Origin of the sequence: Kitasatospora sp. NPDC057015, assembly GCF_042673745.1 — a bacterium.
Classification (GTDB): domain Bacteria; phylum Actinomycetota; class Actinomycetes; order Streptomycetales; family Streptomycetaceae; genus Kitasatospora.
The window spans coordinates 47,065-70,568 of record NZ_JBHUSG010000044.1; the positions used below are offsets into that span (position 1 = coordinate 47,065).

16 protein-coding genes and 1 riboswitch are annotated in these 23,504 nt (G+C 73.1%); of the genes, 4 read left to right on the plus strand and 12 right to left on the minus strand.

What is annotated here, in order from left to right; translation table 11 throughout:
- Positions 1–238 precede the first annotated feature (238 nt).
- A complete protein-coding gene (locus ACFTWP_RS31660) occupies positions 239–1,408 on the minus strand; it encodes a magnesium and cobalt transport protein CorA (protein ID WP_380268395.1) in 1,170 nt (389 codons plus the stop codon).
- A 370-nt stretch (positions 1,409–1,778) separates the two neighbouring features.
- Positions 1,779–1,954, minus strand: a riboswitch (M-box (ykoK) riboswitch).
- Positions 1,955–2,319: 365 nt separating this feature from the next.
- Here ACFTWP_RS31660 and ACFTWP_RS31665 point away from each other — a divergent pair.
- Positions 2,320–4,527, plus strand: a complete 2,208-nt coding sequence (locus ACFTWP_RS31665; protein ID WP_380268396.1) for a trehalase family glycosidase — start codon at positions 2,320–2,322, stop codon at positions 4,525–4,527.
- 174 nt (positions 4,528–4,701) lie between these two features.
- Here ACFTWP_RS31665 and ACFTWP_RS31670 read toward each other — a convergent pair whose 3' ends face one another.
- On the minus strand, positions 4,702–6,369 hold the full coding sequence (locus ACFTWP_RS31670) for a family 43 glycosylhydrolase (RefSeq protein WP_380268397.1): 1,668 nt from the start codon (positions 6,367–6,369) through the stop codon (positions 4,702–4,704).
- Between the two features lie 408 nt (positions 6,370–6,777).
- Here ACFTWP_RS31670 and ACFTWP_RS31675 point away from each other — a divergent pair, with 408 nt between their 5' ends.
- Entirely contained in the window at positions 6,778–8,691 is a 1,914-nt protein-coding gene (locus ACFTWP_RS31675; RefSeq protein WP_380268398.1) for an alkyl/aryl-sulfatase, read from the plus strand.
- A 166-nt stretch (positions 8,692–8,857) separates the two neighbouring features.
- On the opposite strand, the gene ACFTWP_RS31680 is transcribed toward ACFTWP_RS31675, so the two are convergent.
- Positions 8,858–10,966 (minus strand): cellulose binding domain-containing protein, encoded by a 2,109-nt coding sequence (locus tag ACFTWP_RS31680; protein ID WP_380268399.1) that lies wholly within the window; start codon positions 10,964–10,966, stop codon positions 8,858–8,860.
- Between the two features lie 444 nt (positions 10,967–11,410).
- Between ACFTWP_RS31680 and ACFTWP_RS31685 the strand changes: the two genes are divergently transcribed.
- Positions 11,411–12,439, plus strand: a complete 1,029-nt coding sequence (locus ACFTWP_RS31685) for a DUF4232 domain-containing protein (protein WP_380268400.1) — start codon at positions 11,411–11,413, stop codon at positions 12,437–12,439.
- A gap of 108 nt (positions 12,440–12,547) precedes the next feature.
- On the opposite strand, the gene ACFTWP_RS31690 is transcribed toward ACFTWP_RS31685, so the two are convergent.
- A complete protein-coding gene (locus ACFTWP_RS31690) occupies positions 12,548–13,387 on the minus strand; it encodes a siderophore-interacting protein (protein ID WP_380268401.1) in 840 nt (279 codons plus the stop codon).
- Between the two features lie 486 nt (positions 13,388–13,873).
- On the opposite strand from ACFTWP_RS31690, the gene ACFTWP_RS31695 reads away from it, so the two are divergent.
- Positions 13,874–15,505: a DHA2 family efflux MFS transporter permease subunit gene (locus tag ACFTWP_RS31695; RefSeq protein ID WP_380268402.1), complete on the plus strand. Its 1,632-nt coding sequence runs from the start codon at positions 13,874–13,876 to the stop codon at positions 15,503–15,505.
- Between the two features lie 272 nt (positions 15,506–15,777).
- Here the strand turns inward: ACFTWP_RS31695 and ACFTWP_RS31700 are convergent, their stop codons facing one another.
- The 8 genes from ACFTWP_RS31700 to ACFTWP_RS31735 form a co-directional block, all read right to left on the minus strand.
- Positions 15,778–16,566: an alpha/beta hydrolase family protein gene (locus ACFTWP_RS31700; protein ID WP_380268404.1), complete on the minus strand. Its 789-nt coding sequence runs from the start codon at positions 16,564–16,566 to the stop codon at positions 15,778–15,780.
- Between the two features lie 139 nt (positions 16,567–16,705).
- Positions 16,706–18,307, minus strand: coding sequence for a cation acetate symporter (locus tag ACFTWP_RS31705; protein ID WP_380268405.1), 1,602 nt, complete (start codon positions 18,305–18,307; stop codon positions 16,706–16,708).
- A complete protein-coding gene (locus ACFTWP_RS31710) occupies positions 18,304–18,657 on the minus strand; it encodes a DUF485 domain-containing protein (RefSeq protein ID WP_380268406.1) in 354 nt (117 codons plus the stop codon). Before ACFTWP_RS31710 ends, ACFTWP_RS31705 begins: the two co-directional genes overlap by 4 nt.
- A gap of 197 nt (positions 18,658–18,854) precedes the next feature.
- On the minus strand, positions 18,855–19,772 hold the full coding sequence (locus ACFTWP_RS31715) for a LysR family transcriptional regulator (protein WP_380268408.1): 918 nt from the start codon (positions 19,770–19,772) through the stop codon (positions 18,855–18,857).
- Positions 19,773–19,804: 32 nt separating this feature from the next.
- A complete protein-coding gene (locus tag ACFTWP_RS31720) occupies positions 19,805–20,596 on the minus strand; it encodes an HpcH/HpaI aldolase/citrate lyase family protein (RefSeq protein ID WP_380268409.1) in 792 nt (263 codons plus the stop codon).
- Positions 20,593–21,378: a 2-oxo-hepta-3-ene-1,7-dioate hydratase gene (locus ACFTWP_RS31725; RefSeq protein WP_380268410.1), complete on the minus strand. Its 786-nt coding sequence runs from the start codon at positions 21,376–21,378 to the stop codon at positions 20,593–20,595. The genes ACFTWP_RS31720 and ACFTWP_RS31725 overlap by 4 nt, the downstream gene beginning before the upstream one ends.
- A complete protein-coding gene (locus ACFTWP_RS31730) occupies positions 21,379–22,074 on the minus strand; it encodes a GntR family transcriptional regulator (RefSeq protein ID WP_380268411.1) in 696 nt (231 codons plus the stop codon). It abuts the gene before it with no gap.
- The gene (locus tag ACFTWP_RS31735) at positions 22,071–23,492 is read right to left on the minus strand and encodes a fumarylacetoacetate hydrolase family protein (protein ID WP_380268412.1); all 1,422 of its coding nucleotides are present in this window, start codon (positions 23,490–23,492) and stop codon (positions 22,071–22,073) included. Before ACFTWP_RS31735 ends, ACFTWP_RS31730 begins: the two co-directional genes overlap by 4 nt.
- Positions 23,493–23,504: the final 12 nt, after the last annotated feature.

Below are 23,504 nucleotides of genomic sequence, written 5' to 3' on the forward strand. Positions count from 1 at the left end.
CGGGGGCGCCCCCCCCCGCGGCCGCGCGCCCCGCGCCCCCGCCCCCCCCCCCCCCCCCCGGGGGCCCCCCCCCCCCGGCCCCCCCCCCCCCGGGGGGGGGGGGGCCCCCCCCCGACCGTGACTCAGGGGTGCTGCTGTCCGGAGATCCACAGGACGACGACGGCGATCCAGACCAGCGTGGCCCAGATGGCGATCGCCGGGGCGTGACGGCGCATGGGGTGTCCCCTCTCGGGTGGGTTCAGAGCCAGTTGCGGCGCTTGAAGATGAAGTAGAGGCCGACGCAGACCACGCCCATCAGCGCGATGGCGAACGGGTAGCCGAAGGCCCACCGCAGTTCGGGCATGGTCTCGAAGTTCATGCCGTACACGGTGCCGATGAGGGTGGGCGCGAAGAGGATGGCGGCCCAGGAGGAGATCTTCTTGATCTCGTCGTTCTGGACGTGGCCGGCCTCGGCGAGCTGCTTCATCTCCTCGTTCTGGGCCTGCGAGACGAGGGTGGCGTTGACGGTCAGGATGTTCTGGAGCATCTGGCGGAAGCCGTCGACGCGTTCGGCGGCGTAGGTGGCGTGGTCGGCGACGTCGCGCAGGTAGCGCTGGAGTTCCTCGTCGGTGCCGTACTTGACGAAGCCGGCCTCCAGGCTGGCCATGATGTCCAGCAGCGGGCGGGTGGCCCGCTGGAACTCGATGACCTCGCGGGACAGTTCGTAGATGCGCCGGGACACCCCGGGGGCGCCGCCGAACACCTCGGTCTCGATCTCGTCGATGTCGTGCTGCAGGCCCGCGATCACGGGTGCATAGCCGTCGACCACGGCGTCCAGCACCGCGTACAGCACGGCTTCGGGGCCCAGGGCGAGCAGGGCGGGGTCGGCTTCGAGCCGGGTGCGGACGGCGGAGAGGTCGGGGGCCTGCGAGTGGCGGACCGTCAGGACGAAGTCCGGGCCGACGAAGAGGTGGATCTCGCCGAAGTCCACCTCCTCGACGTCGTCCAGGTAGCGGGCGGCGCGCAGCACGACGAAGAGGGTGTCGCCGTAGCGCTCCAGCTTGGGGCGCTGGTGGGCGACGATGGCGTCCTCGACGGCGAGCTCGTGGAGGTCGAACCGTTCGGCGGCCTCGATCAGCTGGGTCTCGGCGGGGCGGAACAGGCCGATCCAGGCCATGGTGCCGGGCTTTCCGGGCAGCTGCCGGTAGATCTCGGCCAGGCTGGCGGGTGCCTCTATCCGGTGCCCGTCGCGGTAGACGGCTGCGTCCACCACGGAACCCTCCAGGGAGACGCCGTCCTCGGCGGGGTCGGGCCTGGGGTCCATCGAGTGCTCGGGTGCGGGCAGGGCCGTGCCGGTGCCGCCGGCTCCGGTGGGGCGGGTGAACGGTCGCTTGCTCGCGCGGGTCGCGCGCGCACGCCAGTCGGACATGGCAGGAACCTCCAGGGTCGGTGCCCGCCGCAGCACCCGGGCCCACCCGCGCCTGCGCGGGGACCTCGGGCGGAACGGCGGGGCGCCCGGCCGTGCCCTCCTCGCGCACCACCGGCTCGACGCGGGCCCGGTGCGGTCAGCGGTGGGCCGTGCGACGAGGTGCGGGAGCGGTGTGGAGGAAGGGGAGCCGGGTGCCGGGGGAAGAGGGGGACATCCCGGGGCGGGGCCTAGTTCGGCCCGGACTACTGCACTCCACAGCTCTCACCTCCTCGCCGCCGGGGCGCCCACGTCGTGGGTCGCCGGAACCGGGTCATCAGGAGGATCCACCCGCCGGTGGCACGGGCGCGGACGCACGTGCCCGCGAAGCGGGTGGGCACCCCTGAACTCGTCAGAGCTTTGGCACGCCACGGCGTAGCACCCGAAGGGGTGCAGCCACTTGGGGTCACCCCTTAGGCCGGGGAGACCTGTCCTGAACCTGGGCGTCTCTCGACGTCGTGGGGTCAGTGGCCTGTGTCCGTGGCGACGCCTCACCGAACGAGGTGCCTTCACAACCGCGTCAAGTCTAGACCCGTCGGCGAGTGCCGGGGACCAGTCCGGTCGCGGGACCCGCGGCCGGCGCCACTGCCGGCCCGGCCGGGTGGCGTGCTCATGACGCTCCATGACCGGTGCATGGACGATCGTGACGTCCCGCCGACGAACCCGCGTCGACGCCGGACGGCGAGGGCAATACTCGGCTCGAACGCGACGGCGTCCGGGCCGGAGCCACCAGGGCGGGACGCGGACGACGGACGATCCCGCCACCGTGCGCGCACCACCTCCCGACGCCCGCACGAACGGACCCGGCCGTCGCGACCACTGCCGCGCCGCCGCCGACACCCGAGGCCGCGCCATCGACCCCAGGAGCCCGAGCCGTGCCAGACCTGACCCGCCGAACCTTCCACGCCCTCGCCCTCCTGCCCGTGGGAGCCGCCGTGTTCGGGGCGACACCCGCCCGGGCGGCGGACGGGCCCCCGCCACCGAAGGCGGGCCCGGGGCCCGCAACGGACTTCCGCTCCGGGCTCCAGGACCTCCTGGACCTGCACGGCGTGCCCAGCGACGCGTACCCCCACGCCCTGAACCTCTTCTGCGACCTCGGCGCCTGGCACGCCTACGGAGTACCCGGCCCCACCGACACCGCCCAACTCGGCGGTTTCAGCGGCCCGTTGTACCTCGCCGAGGAGTTCCCCTGGTACCTCAGCCGGGCGTTCAGCGTCTTCACCCTGACCGACGAGCCGACCGGGCGGAGGGTGGACCTCGCCCGCGATCCCGCACCCGAACTGCACAGCGCACCGGGCGTCCTGACGCAGGCCTTCACGGTGGACGGACTCCGCGTCACGCTCGACCTGCGGTACGCATCGAACCGGACGGTGCTGATCCGAGCGGCGGTGCGCAACGAGGGCAGCCGTCCACGCGTCCTCCGCGCCGGGTGGACCGGTGAACTGCTGCGCCACGACGCCGAACCCGTCCGCAGCGCGCCCACGCTCACCGCGACCCCCACCGGCGTCGCGGTCACCTTCGCCGAGGTCCGGCTCCCGAAGGACTACCTGACCACGACGCAGACCCGGTTCGAGGCCGTTCGGTCCACCCCCGTGGACACCGTGGTGGAGGGCGACGGCTACCGCTCGACCGCCCGCCGCGCCGTGACGCTGCCGCCCGGCCAGGAGACGCGGTACGCCTGGACGGAGAGCTACACGTTCACGGATGCCGAGGCCGTCGCAGCGCGACGGGACGCACGGGAGGTGCTGGCCCGGCCCGAGCGCGTCGTGGATCGCGGCGACGAACGCTGGCACACCTACCTGCGCCGGGCCCTGGACGGTGTCGCCCCCGAGCGCCGCAGGGCCGGGGCCAAGGCCCTGCAGACCGTCGTCAGCAACTGGCGCAGCCCGGCGGGCGCGCTGAAGTCCGACGGCGTCACCGGCGCCATCACCGCCGGCACCTTCGCCACCGGACTGTGGGCCTGGGACGCCTGGAAGACGGCCGTCACCGTAGCCCTGTTCGATCCCCGACTGGCCGAATCCACGGTCGAGTCCGTCTTCGACCACCAGATCACCTCCGCCGACGCGGACCGCCCCTGGGACGCCGGAATGATTCCCGACGTGGTGTTCTACAACGATCCCGAGCACGGCGGAAAGCTGTGGAACGAGCGCAACTCCAAGCCCCCGCTGGCATCCTGGGCCAGCTGGCGGGTGTACGAGCGCGGCGCGGACCTCGCCTTCCTGCGCCGCATGTACCCCAAGCTGCTGGCCCACCACGACTGGTGGTACCGCAACCGCGACCACGACCACGACGGGCTCGCCGAGTACGGGTCCACCCTCGACCCGGCCAACGACAGCACCGAGGAGCGCAGGGCCGCGGCGAGCTGGGAGAGCGGCATGGACAACGCGCCGCGGTTCGACGACGCCGGTGTGGTCACCACCACCGACGCGCACGGCAGGCCCATCGGCTACAGCCTCGCCCAGGCGTCCGTGGACCTCAACTCCTATCTGTACGCGGAGAAGCGCGCCCTCGCCCGGATCTCCGGTGCCCTCGGTCGGCCGAAGGCGGCCGAGGACTTCGACAGGGACGCGGACCGTCTGCGTGACGACGTCCGCACCCGGATGTACGACCCGGGGACGGGCTGGTTCTACGACCTCGGCAGTGACGGGCGCCTGGTCACCTCCGCGGGCAAGGGCATCGAGGGGGCGATCCCGCTGTGGACCGGTCTCGCCTCCGCCCGGCAGGCGGCGGCGGTCCGTGCCTCGCTCACCGACCCGGCACAGTTCGCCACGCCCCTGCCGCTGCCCACCGTGTCGCGGCAGAGCCCGGACTTCGACCCGACCGGCCCGGCGTACTGGCGCGGCCCGGTCTGGCTCGACCAGTTCCTCTTCGCCGTCAGCGGGTTGCACGCCTACGGGTACCACCAGGACGCCGCCGCGCTGACCGAGGCCGGGCTGCTGCACGCCGAGGGGCTGCTCGGCGACGCCCCCATCCGGGAGAACTACAACCCGCTGACCGGAGCCGGGCAGAACACCACCAACTTCACCTGGTCGGCGACGGCGCTGTTGGAACTGCTGCGCGGCGGCATCACGCGGAACGACTGAGGGCGAAGGACCGAGGGCGAACGACCGAAGGCAGGAGGGGACCGGAGCGGTGGCCGCCGCTCCGCTCCGGTCCCCGTTTCCCGCCGCCCGGGCAGCAGGCCGGCACCGACCCGTCCCGACCGTCGAGCAGTCCACACGGTCGACGGAGGGCGGGTGCCGACGCGCATCCGCGCCCTACCGCTCGGCGCGGTACGTCGCCTCGTCGAAGTCCGCGTGCAGGCCTTCCCCGGTGAGGTCCCAGGCCCACAGGCCGACGAACGCGCCGGTGAACCCGAGGGAGCGGATCCGGCCGTCCTCGATGTGTTCGGCGTGCTCGTCGGACAGGACCGTCGCGTCGAGGCGGTCGCCGAAGTCTCGCCAGCCGTCGCCGGCGTCGTACCGGAAGCGCAGTTCGGCCCCGTCGACGTCGACTCCGAGCCGGAGTCGGGTGACGTCGTCGAGCGCCTGCTGGCCGGCTTCGTCGACGTGCAGCCGCCCCCGGTCGCAGTGCGCGGTGCGCAGGACGGCCCGTCCGTGGTCGTCCGCGGTCATGTACAGGTAGTACCAGTTACGGGTGTTGTAGTACGCGGTGATCCCCGCCAGGTGCTGGAACGCGAGGGGCCGGTACTCCATCACCGCCTCCAACGAGCAGTGCGGCTGGGTCACCCGGCGGGCCAGCAGGCTGGGGCCGACCAGGCTCTGCGGTGACCGGCCGCCCCGCAGGCGCAGGTGGGACGGACGCTCGGTCAGGGTGAGCCAGTCGGTTGTCGCGGGCCGGCGCAGCGTCGACCACTGGGGGCCCAGGGCCGGCCGGTCGAATCCGTCGACCTCGGTCGTGCCCGCTGCGTCGGTCGGGGAGGAATCGTCGGTCGGGGAGGAGGCGCCGGTCGGGGAGGGGGTGCCCTCACGGCCGGCCGGCGGGCCGGGAGCGGGGATCTCCAGAGCGGGCAGGCCCGTCGCGATGCGCGGCCAGTCGTCGGCGGTCCAGGTGACTGCTGCCAGCGCCGTCTCGCGGCCCAGCACGCACGGTCCTCGTCGGCCGTGGGGCCGGGCGACCAGGTAGGCCAGGTACCACAGGCCGTCCGCGGTCTCCACCAGGCTGCCGTGGCCCGCCTTCTGCAACGGAAGGTCGGGGTGGTCGCGCGCGGTCACGAGTGGGCCGTGCGGGTCGCGTTCGTAGGGGCCCGCCAGGCTGCGCGAGCGGGCGACCGTGACCTGGTGGTCGTAGCCCGTGCCGCCGTCCGCGGTGAGCAGGTAGTACCAGGGGCCCCGGCGGTAGAGATTGGGGCCTTCGATCCAGCCGGCCTGCGGCGGCAGCGCGACCCTGATCGGGGCCCCGATCAGCCGGCGCGCCGCGCGGTCGTACCGCCGTAGCTCCAGGCCCGCCGAACCGCTGTGCCCGGGGCGCCAGTCGTGGACCAGGTTCAGCAGCCAGCTGTCCGCGCCGTCGTGGAACAGGGAGGCGTCGAACCCCCTGGCGTGCAGCGGGAGCGGGTCCGACCAGGGGCCGTCGATCGAGCGCGCGGTGACCAGGTGGTTGGGACTGTCGGTGAACCCTCCCGTGTAGGTGGACACGTTGCTGTACACGAGATGGAACAGCCCGTCCGCATGGGTGAGGTTCGGCGCCCAGACACCGCCCGAGTCCGGACAGCCCGTCAGGTCCAGCAGCCGAGCACTGTCGAGGGCCCCGGGGACGGGCCGCCAGTGCTCCAGGTCCGTGGAGTGGTGCAGGCGCACTCCCGGGTACCACTCGAACGTCGACGTCGCGAGGTAGAAGTCCGGCCCGACCCGCAGGACGGACGGATCGGGGTGCGAGCCGGCCAGGACCGGATTGCGGATGATGCCTGGTGAGGGGGCGTGCACGTGCTCTCCCTGGTCGTGAACCGCTCGCGCCGGGCTGCGCCGGGTGATCACTGCGGACCGTAGTATCGAACATGTTCGCCGGCAATGGGCGGAGCGCCCGGCCGTCCCGAAGCGCCCACGGCCTCACCGGGGTTGGGCGCCGCGCCGATCGACGCCTCGCCGGCCTGCGGGGAGCGGTCGATCAGCCCGGGCGTCCTCGTCGGCGCTCGACGAGCTCCGCGGCCTCCCGGCGGTGCGCTCCGACGTGCCCGTCCTGAGTCGGTGGATGTGCCCGTCCTGAGCCGGTGGACGTCTCCGTCCTGAGCCGGTGTCCCGTGGAGTGGCGGCCCCCCGGGGCGGCCACTAGTGTCCGGATTGCCCGATTGGCGCAATCCGGACGCCAGGGGGCCATGACGTCTGGAGACCAGCGTGGTCGAGCCCAAGCAGGCGTCCCGTTTCACCGCCGAGGTCAACCGGGCGGCCCTGTCGCAGTACGCGATGGAGGACCGCGGGGACTTCGCCGACGTGGACCGGGGCTTCATCGCGGCCTTTCCCGAGAAGCTGTACGACGACGGGGTCCTGTTGCGCGACGGGCGGATGCTCGACTACGTCGCGGACGACGCCCCGGCCCCGGACTCGGTGAACCCGAGCCTGTGGCGGCAGTCCCAGCTGATCAGGCGCGAGGGCCTGTACAAGGTCGTCGACGGCCTCTACCAGGTGCGGCTGAGCGCCAACATCACGATCGTCGACGCCCCCGAGGGCCTGGTCGTCATCGACTTCGGCACCGACGTCGGCCTGGCGAAGGCCGGTCTGGAGCTGTTCCGCCGCGAGCTCGGCAACGACAAGCCGGTGGTCGCCGCGATCTACACGCACACGCACTTCGACCACTACGGCGGCATCAAGGGCATCGTGGACGAGGCCGACGTCGCCTCCGGCCGGATCCCGATCATCGCGCCCGGCACGATCGAGTCGTTCAACAAGCACGCCATCGGCGAGAACGTCATCACCGGCAACGCCATGTCACGCCGGATGGGCTACACCTTCGGCCTGCTGCTCCCGCACTGCGACTGCGGGGTCGTCACCGGCGGCATCGGCTCCGAGGACGACGGTTTCCGCACCAAGTTCAGCTACATCCCCCCGACCGACCCGATCACCCGTACGGGTGAGGTCCGCACCCTCGGCGGCTGGGACTTCGAGTTCCTCTACGCACCCGACACCGAGGCGCCGGAGGAGATGCACATCTGGATCCCGGCGATCAAGGCGCTCACCTGCGCCGAGAACGCCAACCACACCATGCACAACATCCAGACCATCCGGGGAGCCCGCACCCGGGACGCGCGCAACTTCGCCCGCTACCTCGACGAGACGGTGGTGCGCTGGGGCGGCGACGTCGAGGTCCACTACGGCCCGCACACCTGGCCCGTCTGGGGCAACGGGACCGTCGTGGCGTTCCTGGAGTCCCAGCGCGACCTCTACAAGTTCATCCACGACCAGTCGCTGCGGCTGGCCAACCAGGGGCTCACGCCGCTGGAGGCCGCGGAGGTGGTGGAGCTGCCGGACGCGATCGGCCGCAAGTGGTTCAACCGCTACTACCACGGCGGCCTGCACCACAACGTCCGCGCCGTCTTCCACAAGGAGCTCGGCTTCTGGGACGGCGACCCCGCCACCATCATGCCGCTGCTGCCCGAGGACCATGCGAGGCGGCACGTCGCGCTGATCGGCCGCGACAAGATCCTCCAGGAGGGCCGGGACGCGATCGGGGCCGGTGACTACCGCTGGGCCGTCCAGGTCCTGCACCACCTGGTCTTCGCCGACGCCGACGACACCGAGGCGAAGAACCTCCAGGCCGACGCCTACGAGCAGCTCGGCTACCAGCAGGAGGTGCCCCAGTACCGCGCCATCTTCCTGACCGCGGCCCAGGAGCTGCGCGACGGCATCCAGGCGAAGAGCGTGGTCCACACCGACAACCTCGACACGATCCTGGCGATGCCGGTCGACCTGCTGTTCGACTTCGCCGCCGTCCACACCGACGGCGCCAGGGCCGCGGACGTCGACGTGCGGATCAACTTCGTCTTCACCACCCCCGGCCACCCCGCCCAGGAGCGCTGGACGATGTGGGTGCGCGGTGGGGTCCTCAACGCCCGCCCCGGCCGCGCCGACGACGCACACCTGACCGTCACCGGGCCCAAGGCCGCCCTGGCCTCCCTGCTGCTGCAACCCGCCCGGGCCGCCGGGACCATCGCCGAGCACGCCGTCACCACCGCCGGCGACACCGGGGCGCTCGCCGTCCTCGCCTCCGTCCAGGACACCTTCGACCCGTACTTCAGCATCGTCACCCCCTGACGCGGTCCGGTCGGCGGCCGGAGGGCACGCCGAGGCGCGAAGCCGCGAGCCGCGCCGGCGGGCACGGCTCGCGGCTTCCCGTGGTGCCGGTGTCAGGTGCGGACGTCGGCGAGGAGGCGGGTGCCGGCGGGGATCCGGAGCGCCCCGCCCGGGTGCCGGTGTCGCATCAGGTGATGGTCCGGCAGACCGTGCCGTTCAGCCTGAAGACCGTCGGGGAGGGGTTGGCGCCGTTGTTGCCGCCGACGAAGCCGAAGTCGACGGAGTTGTCGCCGTTCGGCGCGAGTTTCGCGTTGAACTCGCCGTTGGTCACCCGGACGTGCTGCCCCGCACCCGCGATGGTGGCGTTCCACCACGAGTTGACGGACTGCCCGGTCGACGGCCAGTCGAAGTCCAGCGTCCAGCCGTTGATGTCCGCCGGGCCGAGGTTGCTCACCGCGACGTTGGCGACGAAGCCGTTGCCCCAGCCGGCGGTCACCTGGTACGAGACGGTGCAGGTGCTGTCGTTCGGCGTGCCGGTGGTGAAGGTCAGCGGGACGGAGGGCCGGGAGAGACGCCCGGCCTGGTCCCGCGCCAGCACGTTGACCGTGTGCCGGGAGCCCGGCGGCAGGTTGTAGAGCGTGGCGGAGGTGCCGGTGGACGTACCGAGCAGCTGGACGGCGGTGCCGAGCTGCTCGTAGACCTCGTACTTGTCCACCGGGCCGGCGGCGGCCGGCCAGCTCAGGGCGACGGTGCCCGCGCCCACCGAGGTGGTCCGCGGGGCGCCGGGCGCGCCGACGGTGGCGGCGGACGAGCCGGTGCCGGGCTTCGGGTGCAGGGTCAGCACGGTGAGGGAGTACGGGGCCAGGGTCGCCGAGGAGGAGGTGGCGCTGCCGGTCGCGTCGACCAGGCCGTCGTCACCGGGCGCCCACCGCTGGACGGAGGGGGCCGGGGAGCCGGCGGTGAAGCCCTGGTACCGCAGGTCCACGGTGTGCGGGGCGGTGGAACTCCTGTTCAGCAGCAGGACGCTGAGGTCGCCGTTGGCCCGGAGCACCGCGTGCGAGGAGACCTCGGGGCCGGAGGCGCCGGAGGCCACCATGGTGTCGCCCGGGTCGCTCAGGGCGCCCAGTGCCTTGATCCCGTGGTACGGCGCGAACGGGGTGTTCACCGCCGGCTCGCAGACGCCGCCGGTGCAACTGCCGTTCGACAGCATGCCCATGTCGCCGTAGTCGGTCTCGCCGCCCACGGTGGTGATGGCGCCCGCGCCGTTGTGGGTGTCCCACCAGTCCACGGTGAAGACGCCGTTCTCCAGCGCCGTGATCACGGCCTCCGCGGCGAACAGGCCGTTGGGGCGGCTGGTGAAGGCGCCGCTGCCGGAGTTGGAGTTCACCTCGGTCATCGCGATGCCGATGTTCGCGGAGTCGGCCCCCGCGTACCGGTTCACCAGGTTGCGCACCTCGCGGAGCTCGCCGGGCAGTTGCTGCACGGCGGCCAGCGACTGGTCGGCGTCGCTGGCGTTGGGGTACCAGTGGACGCTGACGAAGTCGATGTCGTGGGCGACGGCGGCGAGTACGGTGTGGTTCCAGTCGCCGGTGTCGCCGGCGGCCACGATGCCGTCCGGCCAGTTGCCGGGCATGGTGAGCACCGCACCGACCTTGACGGTGGGGTCGACGGCCTTCATGGCCGTGGCGTACGCCTTGACCTCCCTGGCGTACTGGTCCGGCGTCTTGTCGGCGTGGACGTCGTTCTCCCAGCCGTTGCCGTAGACGCCGTTGCCGTAGATCTCGTTGCCGATCTCCCAGTACTTCGCGCCGTAGCCCTTGGTGACGTTGGCGTACCGGACCCAGTCCGCCGCCTCCTGGGCCGTGCCGGAGCCGTAGTTGGCGATCAGGATCGGCTGGGCACCGGTGGCCTGCACCGTCCCCATGAAGGCGTCGAAGCCGGTGCCCGGGGCGACGTAGCCGCCGGGTGCGGTGTTGTCGACCCAGTGGTAGATGTCGGAGTAGGAGCCGCCCGGGTAGCGCAGCGCGCCGATCCCGGCGGCCCGGTACAGGGAGACCACCTGGGGGTCGTTCATGGACGAGTCCCAGATGGCGGTGTTGGCGCCGAGCGCGGTGGAGCTGACGGTGCCCAGGCCCGCGCTCGCGTTGACCGTGACCGTGGTGTCGCCGGTGGCGGCCGGGTCGGCCGCGACGGCGGGGGCGGACAGCGGCAGCGCCGCGGCCAGCACGGCCAGGGCGGCCGAGGCCGTCATGGCGAGGGGGCGGCGGAGCCCGTCTGGTCTCCTGCGGAACAGCATGGGGGAGTTCCTCCCGGGTAGGACGCCCGGCCCGGGGCCATGCCGCGGAGCCGGACGGTGGACGGGGAACTGTGCGGCGTACGGGGAACTGTGCGGCGTACGGCGTCGCGTCGACCGTCGACGGCGTGTTCGACGAGTGCAGCGGCGGGGGCGACGGGTGGAACCGGGCGAGCAGAGCCGGGCTGGTGGAACGTGGCCGGTGGAGCCGAGCCGGAGGAGCTTGGGAGCGCTCCCATGATGTGAGGGTGCGCCGGGCATGTCAATCTTCCTGACATGCCGAGCCGCCCGGGCGCAGCCACCGCGTCCCAAGCCGACTCCGACGGGGCGATGGTCCGGTCGCGGGAGATCGGATCGGCCGCCGCCTTCCACCGCTGTGACAGGGTTGTTGCCGGAAGTGTGACCGCCGTCACGGCCCCTGACGTCCAGTCATGATCAGCTCGGCGGGTGCTTCGTTTCCGTACCGCCTCTCCAGCCCTCCTGGCCGCCGGGATCCTGTCGCTCACCGCCTGCGGCTCGCAGGCCGCCCCCGGGTCGCAGGCCGCCCCCGCCCGGTCGGGCGGCACGTCCTCCTGCGGCGTGCCGTTGGACCGGACGGCCTCCGCGCCAGCCGGTGATCCGGCCGAGCGGGAGGTGGACGGTGTCAGGATCACCGGCTCCGGCCCCCTCTGCACCGAGTTCGAGGTCACCAACCGGGGGAGCGAACCCTTCACCTACACGGTCACGTTCACGCACCTGTCGCGGTCCGGAAAGGCGATGTCGGTCAGCAGGCGGACGGTGCCGGACGTCGCGCCCGGCCGGACGGTGGCGGGCACCGTCGCGGCGAGTGCACCGACGTCCGTCGTCCCCGGCCAGGGCACGGTCGGCCAGGGCACGGTCGGCCAGGGCACGGCCGGCGCCGCCCCCACCGGTGCTCGTGCGTCCGCCCCCGCCGGCGGCGAGCGGGTGCGGATCACCAAGGTGCGCAGCGTTCCGAGCCTGGAGGCGTCGGCCGCCGCCGGCGCCTGCCCGCCGTCCGGGACGCGGGTGTACGCCGACGAGGGCGATGCCGCCATGGGGCTGCGGGTACTCGGCCTCCACCTGGAGAACTGTGGGGCGGGCACCGTCCAACTCAACGGCTATCCGGACCTCCAGGTCATCGACGAGGAGCACAGGCCGGTCGGCGCCGTGCAGATCCTGCACGGCGGCAGCGCCATCGCGACCGGCACCGGCGTCGACGAACCGCCCCGGCCGGTCACCCTGCGGCCCGGCGAGCGCGCCTACGCCGGGTTGGTCTGGCGCAACACCGTGGAGGCCGGAACGGCCGACCCGGTGAACGCACCGTACCTGCGGGTACGGGCGCAGCCGGGTGCCGACCCGGTGACGGTGATCCCGGAGCTCGACCTGGGCACCACGGGCCGGCTCGGGGTCGGCGCCTGGACGCCGGACCGGACGGGGAGCTCGGCCACCGAGGGCAGCCCGGGCGCCCGGCCCTGACCGGCCGCCGGTGCTCGGGATGCGGTGTACCGCTCGCCGGTCCCGTGCCCGGCGGGCGCGGGACCGGCGAGTGGTGAGGGTGCGGCAGGTGGTTCGGGGCGCCCGTGCTCAGGCGGTGGAGCCCTCCTGCTCAGCCTCGACCCGGGCGTTCCACTCGCGCTTGGAGGACTGCCAGCCGTCCTCGTCGTGCCCGAGCCGCCAGTAGCCGGAGACGGAGAGGTCGTCGCGGGGGATCTCCAGGCCCACCCGCAGGAGCGCGCGGACGTCCTTGACGAAGCCGGCCTCGCCGTGGACGAAGGCGTGCACCCGCCCCTCGGGGAAGTCCAGCTCACGGACGGCCCGGACGAGCAGTTCGCCGACGGGGCGGTCGCCGCGGTGCAGCCAGACGACCTTCGCGGCGGATGCGAACGTCTGCTCCTCCTCGGGGCCGTCGACCTCGACGAAGGCCCGGACGTCGGCGTCGGCCGGCAGGGACTCCAGCGCGGCGGCGATGGCGGGCAGGGCACTCTCGTCCCCGGCCAGCAGGTGCCAGTCGGCGGTGGTGTCGGGCCGGTAGCCGCCGCCGGGGCCCATGAACCGGACGGTGTCGCCCGGCCGGGCGCGCACCGCCCACGGCCCGGCGAGGCCCTCGTCGCCGTGGACGACGAAGTCGAGCGTGAGCTCGTGCAGTTCGGGGTCCCAGGCGCGCACGGTGTACGTCCGTGTCACGGGCCACTGCTCGCGGGGGAACTCCTCGCGGATCCGCTCCAGGTCGAACGGTTCGGGATAGCCGACGCCGTCGGCGCCGAACAGCACCTTCACGTAGTGGTCGGTGTGGGTGCCCGCGGTGAACCCGGCGAGACCGTCACCGCCGAGCACCACGCGCTGCATGTGGGGGGTCAGCCGCTCGGTGCGGACGACGTTTGCGGTGTGCGGCCTCCGGGGCCTGCGGGCCGGACGCTCCGGCATGGGCGCTCTCCTCGTGTCGATGATCGGCAAAGCAGTCCCGAACCGGTCGGACACCCGTGATCGCGGGCACGGCCGTACCGCGGGTACCGGCTGCGGCCGGGTCCGCGGAGCATCGGGGGAGGGCGGGAACCGGGGCGGCGCCCGCCGTGGGAGCCGGCGCAGGGGCGACGAGGACCGCCGCGTGCTTCGGGCTCCACGCGGAGGGGGAACACTCGCCGGCGTTCCCGTGCGGGCCCGAACCGGTGACCACGGTGACCGGTCGTGACACAGCGATCGTAGTCGTCGGGAAACCGCCCGCAAACCGCCACTGCCTGCAGGATCGTTCAACTTATCTTGCGTTCCCGAGGTCATCTCAGCGGAGCCGTACCGGTATACGGTGCCCGAGCCCCCACCCCGGATGGCCTGCGTAGGCCGCAGTGGTCAGGCCCTTCCCTCAGTCCTGCGGCCGTCGCACATCTCATTCCGCCACCATCGTTAGAGGTATCCATGTCTGCAAAGGCTTCTTCTGCCTCGTCGCAGCCTTCTCCCACGCCGGGCGTCTCCCGGAAGGCCGACGTGACGATCCTGTTGGCCTGTCTCGGCGTGTTCGCCGCCTACCTGCCGGTCGTCGGCGTCTCGGTTGCGCTGCCGGTGATCCAGCGGGCCCTCGACGCCTCCACCGTCGAACTCCAGTGGGTGACGGACGCGTTCATCCTGCCGACCGCGGCCCTCCTCCTGACCTGCGGCGTTCTCGGCGAGCGCTACGGGCGGAAGAAGGTCTACACGGCGGGCCTGACGCTCTTCTGCCTCGGCTCCCTGGTGTGCCTGGCGGCGCCGAACGTCGCCCTCGTCTGCGTCGGCCAGGCGCTCACCGGCGTCGGAGCCGCGGCGCTGCTGCCCGCGACGCTGGCACTGATCAACCACGTCTGCCCGGACCACCGCCGACGTGCCCGCGCCATCGCCCTGTGGACCGCCTCGCTCGGCCTCGGGCTGACGCTCGGCCCCGTCATCAACGGTGTGATCGTCGAGCACCTCAGCTGGCGCTGGATCTTCCTCCCCGCCCTGGTCATCGGTGCGATCGTCGCCGTCATCGGTATCTTCCTGTTGGAGGAGACCGGGGCCTCGCGCACCCGCCACCTGGACATCCCCGGGCAGCTCCTCGCCGTCGTCGCCATCACCGGGCTGGTGTACGGCGTCATCGAGGGCGGCAGCGTCGGCTGGACCTCCCCGAAGGCCCTCGTCGCGTTCGTCGTGGCCGCCGCCGGATTCCTCGCCTTCGTCCTGGTGGAACTGCGTTCGCCCGCCCCGATGCTGGACATGCGCCTGTTCGGCTCCCGGGGCTTCTCCGGCGCCGCGTTCATCATGGCGGCCACCCTCTTCGCGCAGGTCGGCCTCGTCTTCGCGGTGAGCGAGTACTTCGGGCTCGTCCACCACGCCTCGACCCTCGACATCGGGCTGCGCCTGCTCGCCCTGAACGGCATCACCGTGCTGGTGGGCCCCTTCGTCGGACGCCTGATGAACCGCACCAGCCCCGGCCTGGTCCTGATCACGGGGCTCGTCGTCGGCGGCGTCGGGGCGTTGGGCGTCTGCCTCTTCCACGCGTCGACCGACACGCTGACCGCGGCTTCTCTGATCGCCGTCCTCGGCGTCGGGATAGCCCTGGCGATCGCCCCGATCACCACGATCGCGATGAACAGCGTCCCGCGTGACCTCGCCGGTACGGCGGGCGCGGCGAACAGCGCGCTCCGCCAGATCGGCAGCGCACTCGGCCCCGCCGTCTTCGGCGCCGTCCTCACCGACCGTACGCTGGGCGCGCTGCCCGGACACCTCGCCGCCTCCGGGCTGGACCCCGCCGCCCAGGGCAAGGTGGAGGGCCTGGTCTCGCACGTGGGCATCCAGGCCGGCGCGTTCCTGCGACTCGACACCCCCGCGGCGACCCGGCAGGCGATGTCCGCCTACGGCGCGAGCTTCACCGACGCCCTGCACGTGTGCGCGCTGATCAGCGGCGTCGGCCTGCTGGTCGCCGCGGGAGTCGGCCTCGTCCTGATCGGTGTCCGTCAGCGGACCCCCGGGGACGCGGCAGCCGCGTCCGTCCCGGCGCAGGCCGCGGTACCGGTCGCCGTGGCCGACGAGGGCTGACGGCTCGGGGCCGGCCGCCGGCCGCGGCTCCGAGAACCGGGCCCAGCAGTAGTACGCCGAAGCCGCCGCGCGTCCAGCAGGACGCGCGGCGGCCTCTGCCGTCCGGTGGCTCGGGTGCACCTACTACGGCCCCGGACCTGTCGGAGGCAGTCCTGCAGCGGGTCGGGCGTGACCGGACGGGGAACCCCGGGCCCCGGGCGCCGGATCCGGGCCTTCGAGGGCAGCACGAAACCCCCGGTCGGACCGTGCTGGTCCGACCGGGGGTTTCCCGGTCAACGGTGGGTGTGCCGGAGCGGTGCGGGTGAGTCGGCGAGCGTGTGGTGGAAGAAGGCCGCCACGGCGGCGGCGGTGTCGTCGGGGCCGAGGAACTCGTAGGTGTCGGCGAGCAGGACGGAGGCGCGCCCGCCGGCGGCGCTCACCACCTGCACGAGGCGGATGCCGTGCTCGGCGGTGATCTTCGGGTCGTCCAGCTGGTGGACCACCAGCAGCGGCACGTCGTTGCCGGTGGCCAGCGCGATCTCGCTGACCTGGTGCAGGACTTCGGCGTCGGGGTGGCGGCGCGGAGTGGTGCGCGGGCGGCGGCGGGCCGCTTCGGGGGACAGGTCCGCGCCCCAGGCGCCGCCGATGCCGGCCACGGCCTGGACGCGGGACCGGAGGTCCACGGTCCCGTACGCGGTGAGGGCGGCGAGGTAGGCGCCGTCGCCGCAGCCGAAGAGGCCGATCCGGTCGGTGGCCGGGCCGGTCGTGCTGCCGCCGGAGCGCAGCAGCCGCACCAGGGCGCGGACCGTCTGCAGGGCGTCGTGGCGGTGTGCGGGGGCGGGTTCGCGGATGGCGGCCACGGCCAGACCGTGGGCGGCCAGTGCCGGCGCCCAGTGCCCGGTGGTGTCGGCCGGCGCCGCCGGGTGTGCGTACTGGGAGACGTCGATGACGAGGGGGAGCCGCGGTCCGGCCGGGGTCGGCAGGTGGAGGTCGACGACGGGCGCGGGGTGGTGGGCGATGAGGGCGTTGCGTTCGACGCGGGTGCGGGGCCGCGTCCGGTCGGCGTCGGCAGGGTTGTTCAAGGTCGGTTCCTCGTCCGGGTGTTCGGGGTGTTCCGGGATGGGCGGGCGGCGGCTGCGGGGTGTGCGGAAACGGTGCCGCCCTGCCCCGGTCGGATGGGGCAGGGCGACGGCGGCCGGGGGCCGAGCGGGCGTGTTCGGGCTACCGGGCGCCGGTGAGCATGACGGTCTCCGCCCGGCCGGCGGCGGCGCGTTCGGCGGGCGTGCCCGGCCGGAGGCGGCTGCCGGCCCAGCCGAGGAGGAATCCGACGGGCACCGTCACCACGGCGATGTTCCGCAGCGGGAACCAGTGGAAGTCGGCGTGGGGGAGGAGCGAGTACGGCTGCCCCGAGACGGTCGGGCCGAAGACCTGCAGCAGCAGGCAGCAGGCCAGTGAACCGTAGAGCGTCCACAGCATCCCCGTCCGGGAGAAGCCGGGCCAGAAGAGCGTGTACGCCAGGACCGGCAGGATCACCGACGCGGCCGCCGCGGTGGCGAACGACGCCAGGAAGAGGACGCTCCATCCCCGCAGCAGGACCGCCGCCAGCACGCTGACCACTCCGAGGACGACGATGGCCCACTGCGCGACGGCGAGTTCCCGCTTGTCGGTGGTGTTCCCGCGGTGCAGCGTCCCGGCGTAGACGTCGTGGGAGAGTGCGGCGGCGCCGGCGAGTGTGAGCCCGGCCACCGAGGCGAGGGAGGTCACGAAGACGGCGCAGGCGACCGCCGTGAACAGGATCCGGCCGCCGGTCCCGTGGGCGAGGGCGTTGGTGAGGAGCAGCAGGGCGGAGTTGCCCTGGGGATCGTCGGCGGTGATCGCGTGGGCACCGACGGCGGCGGCCGCCGTCAGACCGAGCAGCACGATCGCGCCGTAGTACAGGGTGATCAGGAAGGTCGCACGGCGCGCGGCACGCCGTGCGGAGCGGCCGCTCACGGACGCGCCGATGCGCATGAGGAGGGGCGGCAGGACGGCGGAGCCGACCGACAGGGTCAGGCAGAGCGAGAACTGGTCGAGGGTGCCCGTCGTGGTGCTGCCGAAGCGCAGGCCCGGCGCTTGGAAGAGGCCGGGTCCGCCCGCTCCGGCGGCGGCGTGCGCCGTCAGCGCGTCGAGGTTCCAGTGCAGTCCGGCGGCGGCGGTCACGGCCACCGCGGTGACGACGCCGAGGACGAACAGGGCCTTGCCGGTCTGGATCGTGCTCGTCCCGCGCATGCCGCCGAAGGCCGAGAAGGTGATGATCAGCAGTCCGCTCAGCACGGTGCAGGCCAGGGCGGTCCCCGGGGTGCGGGATCCCAGGACGTACGCGGTGGCCTCGCCCGCGACGGTGAGCTGGACGACGGTCAGGGGAACGCACACCGCGACCGTCGTCACCGCACCCGCGATCCGAGCCGCCGAGCCGGTCGTGCGGGTGGCGAGGACGGACCCGAGGGTGAAGCGGCCGGTGTTGCGCAGCGGTTCCGCCAGGACGAGGAGGACGACCATGGCCGCGCCCGCGCTGGTGGCCGCCGCCATGCCGTCGTAGCCGCTCACGGCGATCGTGCCGATCGGGCTGAGCAGGGCGGTCGCGGGAATGAGGTCACCGCACAGGGCGAGGGCGTTGCGCGTCGTGGGCAGCGAGCGTTCGGCCGTGTAGAAGTCGGAGACCCTGTCGCCGGCCACGCCGGCGATCAGGCAGAGCATGAAGCACAGGCTGATGACGACGAGGAACCCGGTCAGCGGTGTGATCAGAGCGGAGCCGCCGGCGGCGAGCGAGGAGTGGTCGTTCACGGCCGTGCCTGCCCGGAGCCGTACGGGTGTGCGGCGGAGACCAGGGCGTCGACGTGCCGGTCGCAGCGGGCACCGCAGGCGCGGTCGTACCAGACGGCGGAGACCAGCATCGTGACGGCCTGGACGACGAGGAGCAGCATCCCGAGCGTGCAGCCGCTCACCAGGGGCGTCGCCATGCCGTCGGGCGCCGTGTGGGCGAGCAGGAACACCGCGAGCCCCGTGCCGCCGTTGACCGCCAGCAGCCGGCGACGCAGGCGGCGCGCGGTGCGGCGCAGGCGCTCGTACGAGGGGTGGCCGTGGAGGTCGAGTCCGGGTGGGGGTTCCTGCCGGGTGGGTTCGAACAGGGACATCGGGGCGACTCCTGGTCTTCGGGTGCGCGGGGGAGACGGGCCGGGGCCTGCGGCTCGGTGGGGCCCGCCGGGGTGGACGGCGACGGTGGGTGGGGTGCGGCCCCGGCGACGGGCGGGACGTCCGGGGCCGCGGCTTCGTACGGCCGGGACGGGTGCGCCGGGGTCCGTCGGTCGCCGCGGGGTGCGCGGCGGCGGCCTCAGCCGACCGCCCCGTAGCGTTCGGCGTCGGTCTCGGCGAACCAGGCGGTGAGGAATTCGAGGAAGATGCTGACCTTGCGGGGGACGGCGTCACCGGGGCCGTAGATCGCGTTCAGTGGCCGCTCGGGCACACCGGACTGCGGGAGCACCGGGCGCAGACCCCCCGTCAGCAGGTCGTGGTTCACGGCCATCTGCGGCAGCATCGCTATGCCGCGGCCGCAGACCGCGGCCTTCTGCAGGGCGATGTAGGAGTTGGAGGAGTACACGACGTTGCGGATCCTGAGCTGGGTGGAAGCGCGGCCCCGGCCGAGTCTCCAGTGGGGTTCGTCGGTGTGGACGACGCAGCCGTGGGCGGCGATGTCGTCCGGGTGGGCCGGCGCCCCGTGCCGCGCGATGTAGTCCGGGGAGGCGCACAGCACGAAGGGGAGGGAGGCGATCCTCTTCAACCTGACGCTGGAGTCCGGCAGGTCCCGTGCGTGCAGGGCGACGTCGAACCCGCTGTCGAGGAAGTCGTGCGTCCGGTCGGACAGTCCGCCGAGCTCGAACCGCACGGAGATCCGCGGGTGGGCGATGGAGAAGGCGGCCATCGCGTCACCGAGGTCGAGGCTTCCCAGCCACTTGGGGGCGATGACGCTGAGGACGCCTTCCGCCCGGTCGTGGAGGTGGGAGATGCTGGCGTACTCCGCTTCGATCTCCTTGAGGATGCGGCCGGCGAACTCGGCGTACCGCATGCCGGGTTCGGTGAGGCTGATCGAGCGTGCGGTGCGGTTGACCAGCCGGACGCCGAGCTCCCGTTCCAGCTCCGCGACGTGACGTGAGACGAGGGAGCCCGAGAAGTTGAGCACCTTCGCGGCGCCGCTGAAGCTGCCGATCCTCGCGACAGTGACGAAACTCTGCATGAGGGACATGCGGTCCATCGGGCTCTCCTCCCGTCGTTCACGGCGGATTGTCAGTGGGTTCTGTGGGGCTGGGCCGGGCCGTCGGCCGTGAAGCGTGCGGCGAAGGACTCCGACGCGCGGGCGAGGACGGTGACGTCGGCACCGACGAGGACGAAGGACGCGCCCGCCTCGACGTAGGCGTCGGCGGCCACCGGGTCGAAGGCGTTGACGCCGACGGGGACACCGGCGGCGAGGACGTCGGCGATCGCGGCCCGCACCGCGGCCGTCACCTCGGGGTGGGCCTGCTGTCCGATCAGGCCCATCGACGCGGCCAGGTCGGCAGGGCCGACGAAGACGCCGTCCACGCCGTCGACCGAGGCGATGTCGGCCGCGGCCGCCACCGCCTCGGCGGTCTCGACCTGCACCAGGACGGACACGTGGGCGGCCGCGTCGGTCAGGTAGTCCTCGATGCGGTTCCACCGGGCGGACCGGGAGAGCGCCGAACCGACGCCCCGGCGCCCCAGCGGCGGGTACTGGGCGGCGGCGACCACCTCGCGTGCCTGGGCCGCCGAGTTCACCATCGGCACCAGGATCGTGCGGGCGCCGAGATCCAGGACCTGCTTGACGACCACGGGGTCGTCGCCGGGGACTCGTACGACGGCCTCGACGGGGTAGGCCGCGACCGCCTGCAGTTGCGCGAGCACCGACTCCAGCCCGTTGGGGGTGTGCTCCATGTCGATGAGCAGCCAGTCGAGCCCGCCGCCGGCGCAGATCTCGGCGACCAGCGGGCTGCCGCTGCACACCCACATTCCCGACAGGGGCCGGGTGGCCGACGCCAGCCGGTCACGGAGTGTGGAGGTCACTGGAATCGGCATGAGACGGTTCCCATCGGTCCGTAGTCGCACAGGACGACGTCGCCCTGCGACACCCACATGGGTCTGGTGAAGGAGCCGGCGAGGACGAGTTCCCCGGCTTCGAGCCGCCCGCCGTGCCGGTGCAGCTTGTTGGCGAGCCAGGCGACCCCGCGCGCCGGGTGGTCGAGCACCGCGGCGGCGACGCCGCTCTCCTCGATGGTCTCGTTGCGGTAGAGCAGGGCGGAGACCCACCGCAGGTCGACGGCGTCCGGGCGGACGGGGTTGCCGCCGAGCACCAGTCCTCCGTAGGCCGCGTTGTCGGCGATGGTGTCGACGATCGTGCGTCCCGGCAGTTCGACGTGGGAGTTGAGGATCTCCAGCGCCGGCAGTACGCACCTGGTGGCGTCGAGCACGTCGACGAGCGTGCAGTGCGGACCTTCCAGGGGGGCGTCGAGCAGGAACGCGAGCTCGACCTCGATCCGCACGTTGGAGAAGTCGGCGAAGTCGATGACCGCGCCGGTGTCCCACACGGTGTCGTCGAAGATGACGCCGTAGTCGGGCTCGGTGATGCCGGTGGCCGACTGCATCGCCTTGGAGGTCAGCCCGATCTTCCGGCCGACCAGGCGGCGGCCCGCCGCGAGCTGTTCGTCGCGCCAGGCGCTCTGGACGGCGTAGGAGTCCTCCACCGTCGCCTCCGGGTGCCGGGCGGTGATCCTGGGCACCGTCGACCGCAGCCGGTGGGCCTCGGACAGCTCGGCGGCCAGTGCGGTGATGGTCTGGGGCGGCAGCATTCACGCTCCTTCGGGGAGGGACAGGTCACAGTGGTTCAGGCCCGGGTGACGGACGGCCAGGTCGGCGGTGACGGAGGCGGCGCGGTGCCGGCGGGCGGCCCGTTCGATGTCCTCGGGGAGCGCGCCGCGCTCGATGAGGTCGATCAGCGCCTCGTGTTCCAGCACCGCCTCGGCCGCGCGGCCCGGCGCGATGCCGGAGGCCGATCCACGCAGGTGCCCCAGCCGGACCCACTCGGCCCGGATGATGTCGAGCAGCCGCGGGTTGGGGCACCTCGCGTACAGGGTGCCGTGCAGGGCCTGGTTGATCTCCCGGAAGACCCGCGGGTCCAGGTCGGGAAGGCCGCGGCGCACGACGTCGTTGAGCTGGCGCGCCCGGGCGATGTCGTCCGCCGTCAGGAAGGGGGCGGCCAGGGCCGTCGCCGCGCTCTCCAGCATGCTGATCGCCTGCATGGTGAAGCGGTACTGGGCGCCGTCCACGTGCGCCACGTGCGCGCCGACGTTCCGTTCGAAGGTCACCAGGCCTTCGGCGGTGAGCGTGCGCACGGCCTCGCGGACCGGTACGACGCTCATCGACAGCTCGCTCGCCAGCGAGCTGAGCACCAGGCGGTAGCCCGGGGTGAAGACGCCGGTGGCGATGCGTTCGCGGATCCACCGGTAGGCCGCCTGCGACTTGCTCTCCCCGGCGGTCGTGCTCACGTGCGGGTCTCCCGCCGCGCGTACCGGGCCCGCCAGTCGGCGTTCATCGGGAACAGTCCGTCCACGGGGTGGCCGGCCCTGACCTGTTCGGCGACCCAGGCGTCCTCGTCCTCCTGGGCGAGGGCGGCGTCGGTGACCTCCTCGGCGAGCGCCGGCGGGATGACCAGCACGCCGTCCGAGTCGGCGACGATCACGTCGCCGGGCTGCACGGTGGCGCCGCCGCAGGCGACGGTCAGGTCGTGGTCCCACGGGAGGTGCTTGCGGCCCAGGACCGCGGGGTGCCGCCCCACGGAGAAGACCGGGATGCCGACGGCCGCGACCGCGTCGGCGTCGCGCACCCCGCCGTCGGTGACGATGCCGGCGGCGCCGCGGGCGTGCGCGCGCAGGGCCAGGACGTCGCCCAGCGTCGCCGCTCCCGCCTCGCCCCGCGCCTCGATGACCAGCACCTCGCCCTCGGCCACGGCGTCGAACGTCCGCTTCTGGGCGTTGTGGCCGCCGCCGTGCGCGGCGAAGAGGTCCTCACGGTTGGGCACGAAGCGGAGCGTCCGGGCGGTTCCGACGATCCTGCTGCCGGGAGTCAGCGGGTGCAGGCCGTCGATGGACACGTGGTCGAGCCCCCGCTTGCGCAGCTGCGCCGACAGGCCGGCCACCGGCGTGCGCAGGAGCTTCTCGCGCAGCTCGGGGCTAAGCCCGCCGGGCCGGGCGGGCTGAGCCGGCAGCGCTCCGAGCGAGGCGTCGAAGGGCGCCCGGCCGGCGACCACGGTGGTCCGCAGCCGCCCCGAGGCGGGCGCCGTCGGGGCGGTCGGGGCGTCCACCTCCACCTCCACGACGTCGCCGGGGGCCAGCACCCGGGAGCCGGCCGGAGTCCCGGTGAGGATGACGTCGCCGGGTTCGAGGGTGAGGTGCTGGGAGAGGTCCGCGACGATCTGCGCCAGCGGGAACAGCAGGCCGGCGGTGGTGTCCTCCTGGACGAGCCCGCCGTTGACCCAGGTCCGGACGCGCAGGGCGGCCGGGTCGACCGCGCCGGCGTCGATCAGCCGGGGGCCGAGCGGTGTGAAGCCGTCACCGCCCTTCGACCGGAGGTTGGAGCCGTGGTCCTGGGCCCGCAGTTCCCCGACGCCGAGGTCGTTGGCCGCGGACACCCAGCCGACATGGCCCCACGCGTCCGCGCGAGCGACCCGCCTGGCCGTGGTGCCGATGACCAGGGCCACCTCGCCCTCGCAGGTCAGCTGCTCGGTGCCGGCCGGGCGCTCCACCTCGCCGCCGGAAGCCGCCACCGAACTGGGCGGCTTCAGGAAGTACGAGGGGTGCGCGGGCCGGTCGCCGCTCTCGGCCGCGCGCGAGGCGTAGCTCGCGTGGACGGCGATGATCTTTCCCGGGCGCCGCATCTCGGGGGCTTGCGCCCTCCTGACGATCACCGTGTGCTCCTT